15 protein-coding genes are annotated in these 16,201 nt (G+C 65.4%); 13 read left to right on the forward strand and 2 right to left on the reverse strand.

Going from position 1 to position 16,201, the window contains the following annotated elements; translation table 11 throughout:
- Positions 1-36 precede the first annotated feature (36 nt).
- From clpS to HF684_RS06085, 10 genes are all read left to right on the forward strand, one after another.
- Positions 37-342 (forward strand): ATP-dependent Clp protease adapter ClpS, encoded by a 306-nt coding sequence (clpS, locus tag HF684_RS06040; protein WP_169251759.1) that lies wholly within the window; start codon positions 37-39, stop codon positions 340-342.
- Between the two features lie 3 nt (positions 343-345).
- Positions 346-924 (forward strand): DUF2017 family protein, encoded by a 579-nt coding sequence (locus HF684_RS06045; protein ID WP_169251760.1) that lies wholly within the window; start codon positions 346-348, stop codon positions 922-924.
- The gene (locus HF684_RS06050) at positions 921-1,742 is read left to right on the forward strand and encodes an MBL fold metallo-hydrolase (protein ID WP_169251761.1); all 822 of its coding nucleotides are present in this window, start codon (positions 921-923) and stop codon (positions 1,740-1,742) included. Before HF684_RS06045 ends, HF684_RS06050 begins: the two co-directional genes overlap by 4 nt.
- Before the next feature lie 48 nt (positions 1,743-1,790).
- Entirely contained in the window at positions 1,791-2,513 is a 723-nt protein-coding gene (rph, locus tag HF684_RS06055) for a ribonuclease PH (RefSeq protein ID WP_169251762.1), read from the forward strand.
- A complete protein-coding gene (gene rdgB / locus HF684_RS06060; RefSeq protein WP_169251763.1) occupies positions 2,510-3,115 on the forward strand; it encodes an RdgB/HAM1 family non-canonical purine NTP pyrophosphatase in 606 nt (201 codons plus the stop codon). Before rph ends, rdgB begins: the two co-directional genes overlap by 4 nt.
- A 126-nt stretch (positions 3,116-3,241) precedes the next feature.
- Complete coding sequence (locus tag HF684_RS06065; RefSeq protein WP_169251764.1) at positions 3,242-4,747, forward strand: ABC transporter substrate-binding protein; 1,506 nt, start codon at positions 3,242-3,244, stop codon at positions 4,745-4,747.
- A 12-nt stretch (positions 4,748-4,759) separates the two neighbouring features.
- Complete coding sequence (locus tag HF684_RS06070; protein WP_169251765.1) at positions 4,760-5,707, forward strand: ABC transporter permease; 948 nt, start codon at positions 4,760-4,762, stop codon at positions 5,705-5,707.
- Positions 5,708-5,829: 122 nt separating this feature from the next.
- Positions 5,830-6,657 (forward strand): ABC transporter permease, encoded by an 828-nt coding sequence (locus HF684_RS06075; RefSeq protein WP_211168116.1) that lies wholly within the window; start codon positions 5,830-5,832, stop codon positions 6,655-6,657.
- Entirely contained in the window at positions 6,650-8,425 is a 1,776-nt protein-coding gene (locus HF684_RS06080) for an ABC transporter ATP-binding protein (protein ID WP_169251767.1), read from the forward strand. The genes HF684_RS06075 and HF684_RS06080 overlap by 8 nt, the downstream gene beginning before the upstream one ends.
- Positions 8,426-8,476: 51 nt before the next feature.
- A complete protein-coding gene (locus HF684_RS06085) occupies positions 8,477-9,895 on the forward strand; it encodes an amidase (protein ID WP_169251768.1) in 1,419 nt (472 codons plus the stop codon).
- A gap of 133 nt (positions 9,896-10,028) precedes the next feature.
- Here HF684_RS06085 and HF684_RS06090 read toward each other — a convergent pair whose 3' ends face one another.
- Positions 10,029-11,840: a hypothetical protein gene (locus tag HF684_RS06090; RefSeq protein WP_169251769.1), complete on the reverse strand. Its 1,812-nt coding sequence runs from the start codon at positions 11,838-11,840 to the stop codon at positions 10,029-10,031.
- 115 nt (positions 11,841-11,955) lie between these two features.
- On the opposite strand from HF684_RS06090, the gene HF684_RS06095 reads away from it, so the two are divergent.
- On the forward strand, positions 11,956-13,275 hold the full coding sequence (locus tag HF684_RS06095; protein WP_211168077.1) for a DUF6350 family protein: 1,320 nt from the start codon (positions 11,956-11,958) through the stop codon (positions 13,273-13,275).
- A gap of 107 nt (positions 13,276-13,382) precedes the next feature.
- Here HF684_RS06095 and HF684_RS06100 read toward each other — a convergent pair whose 3' ends face one another.
- A complete protein-coding gene (locus HF684_RS06100; protein ID WP_127364092.1) occupies positions 13,383-13,835 on the reverse strand; it encodes a hypothetical protein in 453 nt (150 codons plus the stop codon).
- A gap of 102 nt (positions 13,836-13,937) precedes the next feature.
- On the opposite strand from HF684_RS06100, the gene purN reads away from it, so the two are divergent.
- Together purN and purH are read left to right on the forward strand one after the other, a co-directional pair.
- Positions 13,938-14,561, forward strand: a complete 624-nt coding sequence (gene purN, locus HF684_RS06105) for a phosphoribosylglycinamide formyltransferase (RefSeq protein WP_169251770.1) — start codon at positions 13,938-13,940, stop codon at positions 14,559-14,561.
- A gap of 48 nt (positions 14,562-14,609) precedes the next feature.
- A complete protein-coding gene (gene purH, locus HF684_RS06110; protein ID WP_169251771.1) occupies positions 14,610-16,154 on the forward strand; it encodes a bifunctional phosphoribosylaminoimidazolecarboxamide formyltransferase/IMP cyclohydrolase in 1,545 nt (514 codons plus the stop codon).
- Positions 16,155-16,201 lie beyond the last annotated feature (47 nt).

A 16,201-nucleotide genomic window follows, 5' to 3' on the forward strand; every position in this document is an offset into this window, starting at 1 on the left:
CACGACAGTGTCAGTGTTCTGCCGTATGGTGGAAACGTGAGCAATCCAACGACACCAGTCCTGGAGCCGGAGGTCGACGTCCGACCCGCCGAGGATCTGGCCAAGCCCTGGAGGACAGTGGTCTTCAACGACCCGGTCAACCTCATGAGCTATGTCAGTTTCGTGTTCCAGACCTACTTCGGCTACTCCGAGGAGAAGGCCCACTCACTCATGCTCGAAGTCCATGAGAACGGGCGCTCCGTGGTTGCCAGCGGAGGTCGTGAAGCCATGGAACGAGACACCCAAGCGATGCACGAGTACGGCCTGTGGGCCGCGTGCCAACCCGATTCAGGATCCGACTGACACATGGCCGCTATCGACGCACGAGGGGACGACGTCGTCCTCACACTGCAGGACAACGAACGCTCGCTCATGCTCACCGTGTTCACCGATCTCGCGGCCCTGCTGGCCGAAGACGGTGACAGCGATGACGACCGCCCGGACTCGGAGAACTGGGAAGCCCGGCTCGGACTCGTCGACCGGCCGCGCCCGGAGGACCCGGCACTGCTGCGACTGCTGCCCGACGTCGATCCCGATGATGACGAACGTTCGGCGGAGTTCCGCCGCCTCACCGAGTTCGACCTCAAACAGGCCAAGGCACACAATGTGCGCATCGTGCTGCTGGGACTGAGCAAGGGCAACGACATCTCCCTGACCCGCGACGAGGTGCTCGCCTGGATGAAGGGACTCAACGATCTGCGACTCGTCCTCGCCGTGCGCCTCGAGATCGATACCGAGGAGGCACAGGAGGAGAAGTACGCCCACCGTGAGGACCTCTCCGAGTCCGAAGACCTCACCCTGACCCTGTACGACTTCCTGACGTGGATTCAGGACCGATTGACAACGGCCCTGCTCAACCAGATGCAGGGGGATGACGAGATATGAGACTCACCGCTATCGGCACCGCGGGTTCCTTCCCGGGGCGCGGCGCCCTCGCCAGCTGCTACCTCATCGAGACCGATGAGGACACACCCACTCGCATCATCCTCGACCTCGGGTCCGGTGCACTCAGCCCTCTGCAGGAGACGATCGACACCGATCGCCTCTCCGGCATCGTGCTCAGCCACCTCCACCCGGATCACTGCATGGATATGACCGGCCTCTACGTCAAACACTGCTTCGACCCGAAGTACTTCAACGGCGACATCTCCGACACCGGAACGATCCGCACCCGCACTCCGGTGTTCGCTCCGGCCGGCGCGAAGGAGCGCCTCTTCCGGGCCTATTACACGGATCCCGGCAAGTCCCCGGTCGCCAATGGGGGAGACGACTCGGACTTCGACCACGCCTTCGAGTTCACCGATATCGACCACGGCAGTCGACATCAGATCGGATCGCTGACGATCGAATCCTTCCTCGTCGACCACCCGGTGGAGGCCTACGCCCTGCGGATCACGGACGCGGTCGGCAAAGTCATCACGTATTCCGGTGACAGCGATGAGTGCGAGAACCTCGTCGAGGCGGCCAAGGGTGCGGACCTCTTCCTCTGCGAAGCCGCTTTCCAGGAAGACCGCGACACGGCGCGCGGCATCCATCTCACAGGCAAGCGCGCCGGACGTGTGGCGCAGAATGCCGAGGCATCCGCGCTCGTGCTCACCCACATCCCGATCTGGACCGACTGCTCCATCGTGCGCGGTGAGGCGGCCGGGGAGTACCGTGGACCCATCGAGCTGGCGAAACCCGGAGCCACCTGGACCGTGTGAATCGGCGACGACCAGCAGCCACCACCATCGAGACGAAAGAGGCAGACAGTGCGAGCAGACGGCCGTGCAGCAGACGAACTCCGTGACGTCCGGATCACCCCGGACTGGATCAACACCGCCGAAGGGTCCGCGCTCGTGGAGTTCGGCAACACCCGCGTCCTCTGCGCGGCCTCGCTGACTGAAGGCGTGCCGCGTTGGCTCAAGGGCCAAGGGCGCGGCTGGGTCACCGCCGAATACGCCATGCTTCCGCGCGCCACCGACTCCCGCAGCACCCGCGAGTCGGTCAAGGGCAAGCAGGGTGGACGCACTCACGAGATCTCGCGCCTCATCGGCCGCAGCCTGCGGGCGGTCATCGACATGGACAAGCTCGGGGAGAACACCCTCGTCCTCGACTGCGATGTCCTCCAAGCCGACGGCGGTACCCGCACCGCCTCGATCACCGGCGCTTACGTCGCGCTGGCGAAGGCCATCGACAAAGGACGCTCGACCGGGCTCATCCCTGCTGCCCACCAGCCGCTCATCGACTCGGTCGCGGCCGTGAGCGTCGGCATCATCGACGGACAGCCCCTCCTCGACCTGCCGTACGTCGAGGACTCGCGAGCCGAAACGGATATGAATGTGGTCATGACGGGGTCCGGCAAGTTCATCGAAGTCCAAGGCACGGCCGAGGGAGCACCGTTCGACCGCGACGAACTCGGCAAACTGCTCGACCTCGCCGGCCACGGGTGCACCGAACTCACCCGCATGCAGTCCGATGTGCTCGCCGGATGACGACCTTCGTCCTCGCCACTCACAATGAGGGCAAGAAGCGAGAGCTGCTGACCATCCTCGGGCCAGTCCTCGGCGCTGACACCCAGGTGCTCACCGCCGCCGAGGCGGGACTTCGCGATGTCGCCGAAACCGGCGTCACGTTCACGGAGAACGCGCTCATCAAGGCCCGTGCCGCGGCCGCCGCGACAGGACACACCGCCATCGCCGACGATTCCGGAATCAGCGTCGACGTGCTCGGCGGCGCACCGGGGATCTTCTCCGCTCGCTGGGCCGGCCGACACGGCGACGACCGCGCGAACCTCGAACTCCTGCTCGCCCAGCTGGGCGATATCGCGGCCGAACACCGCGCAGCGCAGTTCCGCTGCGCGGCTGCCGCTGTGACCGCCGACGGTCGCGAGTTCACCGCCGAGGGAGTCATGCCCGGACGGCTGGCCACCGCACCCAAGGGTGAGAACGGCTTCGGCTACGACCCGATCTTCGTCCCTGACGGCTCTGAGCTCAGTGCCGCCGAGATGAGTGCTGAGGAGAAGAACTCACGTTCCCACCGCCGATTCGCCTTCGACGCCCTGGCCGCGATTCTCGCCGAGGAGCCGAATCTCTGAATCGCTCGCCCACGACGCCCAGCATCTGAACGCAACCGCCTCAGCAGCTGAGAACTTCGGATACACTGACGATGCTTGAGTGTTGGCGAACGACCTTCTTCGTGGTCGGCGAAATCGAGGAGAACAATGAAGACTCCGCGCATCATGACATGGGTGGCGGCAGCGGCCGCCACGAGTCTGCTGATCACAGGCTGTTCGGCCGGCGCCTCCGACAGCGGAGGCGATGCGCAGAAGAAGGACTCGATGACGATCGCCTTCACCGCCGAACCGGTCAACCTCGACTTCACCTCCACCTCTGGAGTCGCGATTCCCGAAGCGCTGATGGAGAACGTCTACGAATCGCTCGTCCGCCTGGACGGCGAGGGGGAGATCCAGCCCGCCCTGGCCAAGGACTGGTCGCTGTCCGATGATCGCAAGACCTACACCTTCGAACTCCAGGAAGGTGTGAAGTTCTCCAATGGTGCGGACTTCACCAGCGAAGACGTGAAGTACTCCTATGAACGAGTGCAGAACGACTGGAAGAATGCGCTGAAGTCGAAGATGGATATCGTCGAGTCCATCGAGACACCGGACGATTCCACCGTCACGATCGAGCTCAAAAGGCCGTCGAACACCTGGCTGTTCAACCTCACCAGTCTCGTCGGTGCCGTCTTCGACACCGAGGGAACCGACGACCTGGCGAACGAAGCCATCGGCACCGGCCCCTTTGCGATCGAGGAATTCACGCGCGGACAGTCCATCGACTTCACCGCCCGCGACGACTACTGGGGCGAGAAGCCGTCCCTGAACTCGGTCCAGTTCAAATACTTCAAGGATGCGGTCTCGGCCTCGAACGCTCTGAAGTCAGGAGAGATCGACCTCGTCTCCAACCTCCAGGCGCCCGAACTGGCCGGAGAGTTCCAGAGCGACGACTATCAGATCGTCTCCGGCACCACCAACGGCGAAGTCGTGCTGTCGATGAACAACGCCGAAGGCATCTTCGAAGACAAAAAGGCCCGTGAAGCCGTGATGTATGCGATCGACCGCAAGGCGGTCCTCGACACGGCGTGGGCAGGCTACGGCGAGCTCATCGGCTCGATGGTGCCCCCGACCGACCCGTACTACGAAGACCTCACCGGAGAGTGGAAGTACGACCCGAAGAAAGCCAAGCAGCTCGTCGACGAGGCCGGGATCAAGGGTGAGGAGTTCGCCTTCACCGTGCCGAACCTGCCGTACGCGAAAGCGATCTCCGAAATCGTCTCCGCCCAGCTCGATGAGGTCGGGCTGAAGGCGAAGACCGAGACGCAGGAGTTCCCTGCCGTGTGGTTGGACAAGACGTTCACCGAACACGATTACGACATGTCCGTGATCAACCACGCAGAACCACGCGACATCCTCACCGTGTTCTCGAAGGACTACTACATCGGCTACGACGATTCGACGATCACGAAGCTCGCGGAGAAGGCCGACACCGGCACCGAAGAGGAATACATCTCGGGGATGAAGGAGATCGCCAGGACGATCACCGAGGATGCCGCCTCGGACTTCCTGTTCCTGTTCCCGAACCTCGTCATCGCCAAGTCCGGCGTCGAGGGAATACCCGCCAACCGCGTCTCCGACGCGTTCAAGATCGCCGACCTCAGCTGGGCCTGACCGCACACGTCGATGCTCACCTACGCAATCAACCGTGCAGTCCAGTTCGCACTGTCCCTCCTCGTCGCCTCGGTGGTGGTCTTCGCCCTGATGAGTCTGCTGCCGGGCAATGCGGCACAGGTGGCGCTCGGGACGAACGCCACCCCGGACGCAGTGGCGGCGCTGGAAGCACAGTACGGGCTCGATCGGCCACCGCTCATCCGGTACTTCGACTGGACGGGAGGAATGCTCACCGGAGACTTCGGCACCTCCTACGTCACCGGTGCCGAGATCACCCCCGTCATCGTAGGCAGCGTCCAAGTGACCGCGATCCTCGTCATCGCCGCCATTGTGCTGTCCATCGTCATCGCTGTTCCGTTGGGCACCTTCGCCGCCCTCGAGCAGCGCAACTGGATCGGTGTGACGATCTCAGGCCTCAGCCAGGTCGGCATCGCAATTCCGAACTTCCTGGCCGCGATCATCCTCGTCATCATCTTCTCGCTGACCCTCGGGTGGTTCCCGTCCCAAGGCTGGATGGCTCCGATCGAGGGCCTCGGCGGCTTCCTGCTTCGTCTGGTCCTGCCGGTCGTGTCGCTGACGCTCGTGCAGGCGGCGATCCTCACCCGCTATGTTCGCTCGGCCGTCCTCGACGTGATGCGGGAGGACTATATCCGCACTGCCCGTGCGAAGGGACTGACCCGGACGAAGGCACTGTTCGTCCACGGGCTGCGCAATGCGGCGATCCCCGTCATCACCGTCGCCGGAGTCCAGCTGGCTACCCTGCTGGTCGGAGCCGTGATCATCGAACAGATCTTCGTTCTGCCCGGAATCGGATCCGAGCTCGTCCGCGCCGTGGCCAACCGCGACCTTGTGGCGGTCCAGGGTATCGTCATGGTCCTCGTCCTGCTCGTGCTCATCATCAACCTCATCGTCGACATCCTCGTGCCCATCGTCGATCCCCGGATCAGGAACGCCGCATGAACCCGACCCCGAGCGGTGCCCAGAGTCCCCGCGACCATGTCGATCCCGTCGATCCCAACGCGACCGCCGCGACCGCCTCGGCGAACGGCGGCTCGGCCCGGTCCCGCAAGGGCGGGCGGCGGATGAACGCATCGATGGTCATCGGTGCGGGCCTTGTCGTGCTCATCGTCGCACTCGCCCTCGTCTCCTTCGTGTGGACTCCGTACGATGCGAACGCGATCGACCCCGCCGCCCGGCTGCAGAACGGCAGCCCCGCCCATCCGCTCGGCACCGACACCTTCGGCCGGGACACGCTGACCTGGGTGATGGTCGGGGCACGGATTACGCTGCTCGTCGGCGTCGTCGCCGTCGGCATCGCCCTGCTCATCGGCACCCCGATCGGAATCATCTCCGCCCTCTTCGCGAAGCAGCCGTGGGGGATGTGGATCGACGCGGTGATCATGCGCGCCAACGACATCCTGCTGGCCTTCCCGGCCCTGCTGCTGGCGATCATCTTCGCCGCCGTCTACTCGCCGGGGACGGGCCCGGCGATGGTCGCCGTCGGCATCGCCGCGATCCCCGGGTTCGCTCGAGTCGCGAGGTCCGGGACGCTGCAGGTCCTGGGCACCGAATACGTGCGGGCCGCACGAGCGTCGAACCGTCGGATCCCGGCCATCGCCGTCGTCCATGTGCTGCCGAACATCGCCGGAATGGTCATCGTTCAAGCATCCGTGGCGTTCGCGATCTCGGTCCTCGCCGAGGCGGGGCTGTCCTTCCTCGGACTCGGCACCCAGGCTCCGACGCCGTCGTGGGGCCGGATGCTGCAGGAGTCCCAGCAGTACCTGTCCACTCACCCCGAACTCGCGTTGTGGCCGGGCGTGTTCATTGCGCTCGCCGTGCTCGGATTCAACCTCTTGGGCGATGGTCTGCGTGACCGGTTCGATCCGAAGATGGAGGCTCGAGGTGCCTGAGAACCTGCTCGAGGTCCGCGACCTCACCATCACCCCCGCCGGAACACAAACACCGGTGCTCCACGATGTCAGCCTCAGCCTGGCGCCGGGCGAGCGGGTCGGACTCATCGGCGAATCCGGGTCGGGGAAATCGCTGACCGCCCAATCCGTGATGGGTCTGCTGCCAGAAGAGCTGCACGCCCGCGGCCAGGTGCACCTGCAGGGGCACTCCGGGAACCTGCTCGAGGCGAACGAGAAGACCCTGGCCGGGCTGCGCTCGGACATCGTGTCCATGGTGTTCCAGGAACCCATGAGCGCCCTCAATCCGCTCATGCGCATCGGCGATCAGATCGCCGAAGTGCTGCGCATCCACGGCAAGGTGCCCCGAGCGCAGATCCCGGCACGTGTGCGCGAACTGCTCTACGACGTCCACATGCCCGACCCGGACAGTGCCCGGTTCGCCTACCCGCACCAGATGTCGGGCGGGCAGCGGCAACGCGTCATGCTCGCGATCGCCCTGGCCAATTCGCCGAGGCTGCTCATCTGCGACGAACCCACCACCGCCCTCGACGTCACGGTGCAGAAGAGGATGCTCGACCTCATCGCCGAAAGGGTCTCGGCCGTCGAGGCGGGGCTGCTGTTCATCACCCACGACCTCGCCGTCGTCGCCGGAATCTGCGATCGGGTCATCGTTATGTACCGCGGCCGCATCGTCGAGACCGGCAGCGTCGACCAGATCTTCACCGCACCCCAGCACGAATACACGCGCGGGCTCCTGGCGTCCTCCGACCTTGATGCCACCGACGACCGCGGTCGGCTCTTCACGCTCAAAACCGCGCTCACCTACTCGGGTCCGCGGCTTGATGCGGCAGAGTCGTCGGCAGAGCTGGTGGAGCCGGGGGATTCCGTGGACGGGACCGCCTCGGTGCGGGACGACGACCGGACCGCCTCGGTGCGGGACGACAACGGGACCGCCTCGGTGCGGGAATCGGCGCCGCTCATCGACGTCTCGGACGTCACCCGGGTCTTCCGCGGACGCGGACTCTTCGGCCGCAGACGATCGGACGTCACCGCTCTGGACGGGATCGACTTCAGCGTCTCGGCCGGGGCCCGGCTGGGCATCGTGGGCGAGTCGGGGTCGGGGAAGTCGACTCTGCTGAACATCCTCTCCGGTCTCGACCGACCGACCACCGGGCATGTGCGCGTCGGTGACATCCGGGTCGAAGCCGCGAGCTCTCAGGCTCTGCGTCGCCTGCGCGAGAACCTGCAGATCGTGTTCCAGGATCCGTTCGCCTCGCTCGACCCGCGAATGCGCATCGCCGATATCGTCGCTGAACCGCTCATCGCTGCGGGTATCGACAAGGACGAACGGGACGCACGGGTCGAGGAGATGATCACAGCCGTCGACCTCGAAGCGGACTCCCTGCGCCGGTACCCGCACCAGTTCTCGGGCGGGCAGAGGCAGCGCATCTCGATCGCCCGCGCACTGGTGACCAAACCGCAGATCCTCGTCGCAGACGAACCGGTCTCCGCCCTCGACGTCTCGGTGCGTGCGCAGGTGCTCAACCTGCTCACCGACCTAGTCGACGAGTACGCGCTGACCCTCCTCTTCGTCTCCCACGACCTCGGCGTCGTCAAACACCTGTGCTCCGACGTCATCGTCATGAGGGCCGGGCAGATCGTCGAATCGGGGGCCACGGAGGACATCTACGCGAACCCGCAGGAGGAGTACACACGGAGCCTCATCGCCGCCACGCCGAGCTTGGCCGAGGCGCTCGCCGCCGGATAGCGGGTTGGGCGCATGCGAGCAGCGACGAACCATCGAGAGAAAGGGCAGCACATGACCACAACGCTTGCCGACCACAGTGCGGCCGAACTGGCGGCCGGTTTCGCCGGCGGGGACTTCGACCCGCTCGATGTGCACTCCGCGGTCGTCGACCGCATGAACGACTGCGAACCGACCATCAATGCGCTGTTCCACCGCGACGACGACCGCTCCCGAGACGCCGCCGCGGCCAGCGCCGCCCGTTGGCGTGAGGGCCGCCCGCTGAGCGACCTCGACGGGGTTCCCGTGACGATCAAAGAGAACATCGCACGCCGCGGAGTCCCGCTGCCCAGCGGCCATGCGTGGGCGGAGATTCCGGTGGCCGACCACGACGCGCCGATCACCCAGCGCCTCGAAGAAGCCGGCGCCGTCATCCTCGGATCGACCACGATGCCCGACTGGGGAATGCTCTCCTCAGGTGTGTCCTCTCTGCACGGAATCACCCGCTCGCCCCTTGACCCGAACCTGACGACCGGAGGGTCGAGCGCCGGCGCCGGAGCCGCAGCGGCGGCCGGATACGGACCCATCCACATCGGCTCCGACATCGGCGGGTCCATCCGCCTGCCGTGCACCTGGCTCGGTCTGGCCGGACTCAAACCCAGCTTCGGTCGAGTCCCGCTCGACGCCCCCTATCTGGGCAGGTGTGCAGGACCGCTCGCGCGGACGACGGCCGATGTCAAAGCCGCCATGGACATCATCTCCGCCCCTGACGATCGCGACTATTCGCGGCTTCCGCGCTTCGCCTCCGATGACGCGCAATCTCTGCCGGGCAGGGAGTCGACTGCGACGTTCGATCCGCAGGGACTGCGCATCGGTGTCCAGCTCGACGCCGGGTGCGGCGTCGCCGCCGATGCACAGGTGCGTTCTGCCGTCACCGAGGCGGCCGAGAGGTTCTCCGCTGCCGGAGCCGAAATCGTCACGCTCGATCCGTTCATCGACGATGATCTGCTCCATGACATGGACCTGTTCTGGCGGGTGCGATCGTGGGCCGACCTCAAGGCGCTGCCCGTCGACGAACAGGCGCTCATCCTGCCCTATATCCGACAGTGGGCTCAGGACGGGGCCGACACCAGCGGAGTCGAGCTGATGCGCTGCTATCACAGTGTTCAGGAGATCCGGCGTCGGACGATCACCGCCACAGCCGAATTCGACCTGGTGATCTCTCCGACGGCTCCGGATGCGGCATTCCCGGCCGAGCAGCCCATGCCGTACCCGCAGGTGCACGAACCGATGGGCCATATCGGGTTCACCATGCCGTTCAACATGTCCGAACAGCCGGCGGCAACGGTGCTGGCCGGGTTCATGGATGACAGTCGGACCATCGGTGTGCAGATCGCCGGACGGCGGTTCGCCGACGAACTCGTCATGGCCGCCGGCGCCTGGTTCGAGGCCGCGGCCGGACTCGAGCTGCCGACACGGTCGGTGGTGGGCTGAGAGAACGACGACAGCGGGCCTGTGACGACCGGGGAACGGTCGTCACAGGCCCGCTGTGTCTCAGGTGCCGCCTCGGTGACGGTGATGCCTCACCTTGGGGAGGCGCACGGCACCGAGGCGGCGGACTCCGGGATCAGAAGTCGAAGAATTCGACTGAGAGCTTGTCTCCGTCGATCTTCACGCTTCCGGACACCGACAGGGAGTTGCCGTTGGAGAAGTACGAGGATCCGGCCCTCTTGCCGTCGACGGAGAAGTCGAACTTGCCGGGCTCCTCGGTGAAGAACGAGCCGGTGCTCGTGTCTCCGGTGCCGAAGCTCGCCTTGACCTTCGGCATCTCCTTCATATTCCAGTCGGCGGTGTTCTTCTTCGCCAGATCATCGAGCTTCTTGTCCGAACCGCCGACGGGAATCTCGGTCGGGTCGTACTTGATGAAGTCGCACTTCGGCTCGATGCTCTTGTTGTCGAAGCACTTCTTGAGCTCCTTCTCGACCTGTTTCTGAACTTCCTTGTCGAAGGCGCCGGTCGGGGACAGATCGAGGTTGAGGGTGGTGGGTGACACCTGACCCGTATTCGGCTGTCCACCGGGAGCGAAGGCCTTCGGGAAGTTCACCTTGGCCGTATCGGACGCCTCTGAGATCCATTTGCTCTTCGGGATCGTGAAGTCGTAGCTACCGGGGTAGACGGCGAACGAGGTGGTGCCCGACTTCGCTTTGTAGTCCTCGCCGTTGACGGAAAGACCGTCGGCGGCGGGAATATCGAGAGAGATGACGTTGAGGTCGGGGCCCTCCATCGTCCACTTGTCGAAGAACAGGTCCTGCTTGCCGTCCTTCGTCGCGGAGAGCTCGACATTGTAGGGGCTGCCGTCGAGCTCGTAGGAGACGACGACGGTTCCCTTGTCTCCGTCTGTCTTCGACGATTCCACCTTGGCTTTCTCGATCTTCGCCGAGGAGGAATCGGTGAATTCCTTCTGCAGCAGGTCGAGGTTCGTGCCCTCCGGGCGTGCGGAGGGTGCGATCTTCTCTGCGGCCGCGAAGTCACCCTTGTTCAGGGCTTCGACGTAGTCTTCGGCGACCTTGTCGGGTCCGTACTTGTTCTTGTTCACGCTGCCGATGACGAAGAACCCGACGAGGACGAGGATGATGACGAGTGCGACCGCGCCGAGAGTGATGAAGAGGGGAAGCTTGCCCTTCTTCTTCTCGGGGCGATTCTCGGCCCGCGTGGCAGTGCTCTGCCCGCCGGCGAAGCCCGGGGCCGGAGCCGGCTGCGGTATCCCCTGGGACGGGCCGGACCCTGTCTGTTGGGCGTTCGGACCCGACCCCGTCTGATACTGCCCGGACTGGTTCTGGGCGGAGTTGTACGGACCCGGCTGGTTCTGGGCGCCGGGGTACGGGGGCTGATTCTGCGCTCCCGGATAAGCCGCATTCGAGTACTGGCCGCCCGACTGTTGGCCGCCTGGCTGCTGCCCGTCCTGCGGCCGGGCACCGGGGTAACCGCCGTTCGGCTGCTGCGGGGTCTGGTCCTGGTTGTTCGGGACCTGCCCACTCTGTGCCGGGCCACCGGGAGACGGGGCACCGGGGTAGGGGCCCGCCTGTGGGCCGTGCGGGCCATTCGCTCCGCCCTGCGGACCGGGGCCGAAGGGCTCATCGTTCTGGGCTCCGGGACCCGAGTACTGCGGTGGCTGGCTCTGTTGTGGAGAGGCAGGGGCGACGGTGGGACGTGACGGCGTATCGCCGGTCGGGGATCCCAGTGGAGGTGCCTGGTCATCGGGCACCGAGGCGCCGCTGCCGGACTGAGTCGGACCATCGGACGCCGAGGGGGTGTCGCCGGAGGTCGAATCCGGAAGGTCCTCGTCCGTCGGCGGCTCCGACTCAGGCTTCGGTCCGCCGGTCTCCGGAGGCTCGCTGGGTGGTGGCGGGAAATTGGGGTGATCGTTCCCGTTGCTCATCGTGGGGTCATCCTTTGCGTGTACAAGCCTGTCCTGGCGCAATTGTACTTCCCGGAACAGGGAATCGCGTGGTCAATACCGGGAAGCCGAGACGGGTTAAGCGAAAATGGTCCTGATGCACACTTCTCCACACCCTCAGCCCTACCGTCGGACGATCCTCGCGGTCCTCATGGAAGTCGTGAAGATCGATCTCATCGTCGTGCCCGCAGGATTCGTCATCGCCACCGTCTTCTGGATCATCGGACTCGGCTCGCAGCTGCCCTACTCGGCGATTCCCGAATGGGCGTTCGCACTGTGGGCGACGGTGTCAGGGCTGAGCGTCTCGACCCTCGGATTCGACTTCTCACTCGCACCGAGTCTCGTGACCCTCGGCCTGTGGCTGCTGGTGGCGGCGGGCGCCAAACGAGTCGCCCGCGGCACGGCAGCGGACAGTCCGACCGAGAGCGAGGACGACCCCGGCGGATGGTGGGCACTCATGGGAACGGCTCTGGGCACCTACGTCGTGGCCTACACGGGTCCTCTGCTGGTGCTGGCGATCCTGGTCGGGCAGGCCACGGTGACGCCATTCGGATTCCTCCGGCTCGTCCTCTTCCTCCTCACGGCTGTGGCCTGGGCACTCATTCGGGTCCGCGGAATCGGTGACATTCCCGGACTGTCCATGATCGCCGATGAGACTTGGAACGTCGCCGTCCGACTCGTCCGCCGTCTGCTGTGGGCAACCGTGGCACTCGGCGTGATCGTGCTCCTCGTCGGAATCGCGATCCGCTGGAGCGACGTCGCCGATACTCTGCAGGTCTACAGCTCACCGGTCGCCGCCGGCATCGGCCTCATCGTCGTCCAGGCGCTCTTCGCTCCGAGCATCATCTACTCAGCCGTGTCATGGACCGCCGGGACGGGAGTGGGCATCGGTGGGGCCGGGACGAGCTCGGCATTCACCTCGACCTCTGCTCCGGTGCCCGATGTGCACGTGCTGCAGCTGCTGAGCGGGGACTATCCGGCGTGGACGGCGGCCGCACCGGGACTCCTTGTGCTGCTCGGCCTGCTGTGCGTCATCCTCGGCCGCGACCGAGCCCGCGACATCGCCGAGCAGTCGTGGACCGGACTGGGAATCGCGATCGGGATACTGTTCGTCACCTTCGAGGTCCTCGCCCTGTTCGCCGGCGGAGCCATGGGCCCACTGGGTCTGTCCGGGTTCGGACCCTCGGCACTGACGTCGGCACCGGCGATCACGGGATGGATCGGTGCGGGCATGACCGTCGGACTCCTCTTGATCAGACTCTCCGGTCTGCACGCCGTCGACTCGGATTCCGCCGATGACGACGAGGATGGAGACGACGACGAGGATGCCTTCGACGAGGCAGACAGATCAGAGGCATTCGGCGAGGATGGGCCGGAGCCGGTCGACAGCGTCGTCAGCGACGACGAACCGCGATAGACGGGAATGCCGCCTCGGTGAGGGGTCAAGCGTGAGTCGAGGGCATCCTCGGTGAGGGGAACAGCGCTGAAGGCCAGCACTGAAGGATCGAGTCCGGGCCCCGTGGATCAGTTGGTGCCGGGCAGATCGAGGTCCTGGCCGGTGATCTGCTTGAACCAGTCGCCCAGGCCGGACTGATAGTCGCTCGTGCACGAGATCTGGGCCTGCTGGGTGATCGCATCGCGCAGGCATTCTTCGTACTTCGACTGCACCGGCCAGAGGATGACCGAGGACATCGTGGAGAAGATGAGATAGATGCTGAGCAGACCGCCGAGGATGCCTAAGGACATGTTCCGGCGCTGCTTGGCCCTGACGACGGCGACGATGTACTTCACCGACCACACGACCGCGGCGACGGCGAAGCCGATGGCGGCGAGCTTGAACGGCAGCTGATACGTGAACGTCAGCACCGAGGCGAGGATCAGCAGTATCAGGACCAGTCCATGCCGTGCGGGTGCGGCCTGTGCCTCCTCTTCGGGAGTCGGCGCCTTCTTCTCTTCGGTATTCTGCGGTGACGTCACCGGATCAGTTTCTCACAGTCGACTGACAAATGCCTCGGCAGCCCGTGTCCGCACGGTGACCGCCGGGCATCGTCCACGTATTGCAGACGTTAGACTGTGCGGGTGCGCATCGTTCTTCTGGCATCAGGATCCGGTACCCTCACGCAGTCCGTCATCGACGCATTCGCCGATGGGACCCGCGGAGTCGATATCGTCGCCATCGGAGCCGACTCGACCACCGCCGGGGTCCTGCAGCGGGCAGAACGGCATGCGATTCCCACATTCGTCGTCCGACCCAAGGACTTCGCCGACCGTGACGAATGGAACCGGGCACTGAAGGACACGGTGGCCGAGCTTGCCCCCGACTGGGTGATCTCCGCCGGATTCATGCGCATCCTCGGTCCCGTCTTCGTCGACGCCTTCCCATCCCGGATCATCAACACCCACCCGGCGCTGCTGCCATCGTTCCCGGGCGCTCACGGAGTCCGCGACGCGCTCGCCCACGGGGTGAAGCTGACCGGAGGAACCATCCACCTCGTCGACGCAGGAGTCGACACCGGACCGATCATCACCCAGTACGCGGTGCCCATCGGCGATGACGACACCGAGGAGACCGTGCACGAGAACATCAAAGCCCGTGAACGCGACGAACTCGTGCGCCTGCTCGCACACCTGGCCCATACCGACCTCGTCGTCGACGGTCGACATGTCCGCGGATATGTCGCCTCGGCGATGACCGCCCACTGACCCCGCCGTGAGAAGAACCGACCGGCAACCGAACCTCGAGGAGGATCTGTGACAGGAACCCGCGCGATCAAGAGAGCGCTGATCAGCGTCTACGACAAGACCGGGCTGGAGGAGCTGGCTCGCGGTCTCCACGCAGCCGGAGTCCAGATCGTGTCGACCGGATCCACGGCTGCGAAGATCGCCGAGGCGGGAGCCGCGGTGACGAAGGTCGAAGAGCTCACCGGGTTCCCCGAATGCCTCGAAGGACGAGTCAAGACCCTGCACCCCCGCGTCCACGCCGGCATCCTCGCTGACTCCCGCAAGCCCGAGCATCTCGAGCAGCTGTCCGAGCTCGAGATCGAACCCTTCGACCTCGTCGTCGTCAACCTCTACCCGTTCGCCGACACCGTCGCCAGCGGAGCCGGCTTCGATGACTGCATCGAACAGATCGACATCGGCGGCCCCTCGATGGTGCGTGCGGCAGCGAAGAACCATCCCACGGTCACCGTCGTGACCGATCCGGCCGACTATTCGGCCGTTCTCGACGCTGCTGCCGGTCACGGCTTCGACCTTGAGGCCCGTCGCACCTTCGCCGCCCGCGCCTTCGCCCACACCGCGGCCTACGACGCGGCGGTCGCCTCCTGGTTCGCCGCGCAGCTCGCCACCGATGAGAAGGCCGCATTCGCCGGTCTCACCGGGGAGAAGATCGCCGACCTGCGGTACGGAGAGAACCCGCACCAGGCGGCGGCCGTCTACTCGGATGGAACCGTGGGAATCGCGGGGGCGAGACTGCTCGGCGGCAAGGCGATGTCGTACAACAACTACACGGACACCGATGCCGCAATCCGCGCCGCGTTCGATTTCGACCAGCCGGCCGTGGCCATCATCAAGCACGCGAATCCCTGCGGACTCGCCGTCGGTGAGACCGCAGCCGCGGCGCACAAGGCCGCCCACGAATGCGATCCGCTGTCGGCCTACGGCGGTGTCATCGCCACGAACCGGGAGGTCGACGCCGAACTGGCCGCCTCGATCAAGCCGATCTTCACAGAATGCCTGGCGGCTCCGTCGTTCAGCGCCGAGGCGCTAGAGGTACTTGCGACGAAGAAGAACCTGCGACTGCTCGAACTCGGCGACATCGATGTGCCCACAGCCGAAGTCAAGCCGATCAGCGGTGGATTCCTCGTCCAGGACCGTGACGCTTTCCAAGCCGACGGCGACTCCGTCGAGAACTGGACCCTGGCCGCCGGTCCGGCAGCCTCACCCGAGGTCCTCGCGGACCTCGAATTCGCCTGGAAGGCCGGGCGGGCCGTGAAGTCGAACGCGATCCTGCTCGCCAAGGGCGGTGCCTCGGTGGGTGTGGGAATGGGTCAGGTCAACCGCGTCGATTCGGCCAAACTCGCCGTCGAACGTGCCGGAGCCGAACGCGCCACGGGAGCGGTCGCTGCCTCGGACGCGTTCTTCCCGTTCCCCGACGGTCTGCAGATCCTCATCGATGCAGGAGTCACCGCCGTGGTGCAGCCGGGCGGATCGATCCGCGACGATGAGGTCATCGCGGCTGCGGAGGCGGCCGGAGTCACGATGTACCTGACCGGGAGCCGCCATTTCTTCCACTGAGATGAAACGGCCTCATCCCCGCCATGCACGGCGGGGGAGAGGGCCGA

Source organism: Brevibacterium sp. 'Marine' (assembly GCF_012844365.1).
Classification (GTDB): Bacteria; Actinomycetota; Actinomycetes; order Actinomycetales; family Brevibacteriaceae; genus Brevibacterium.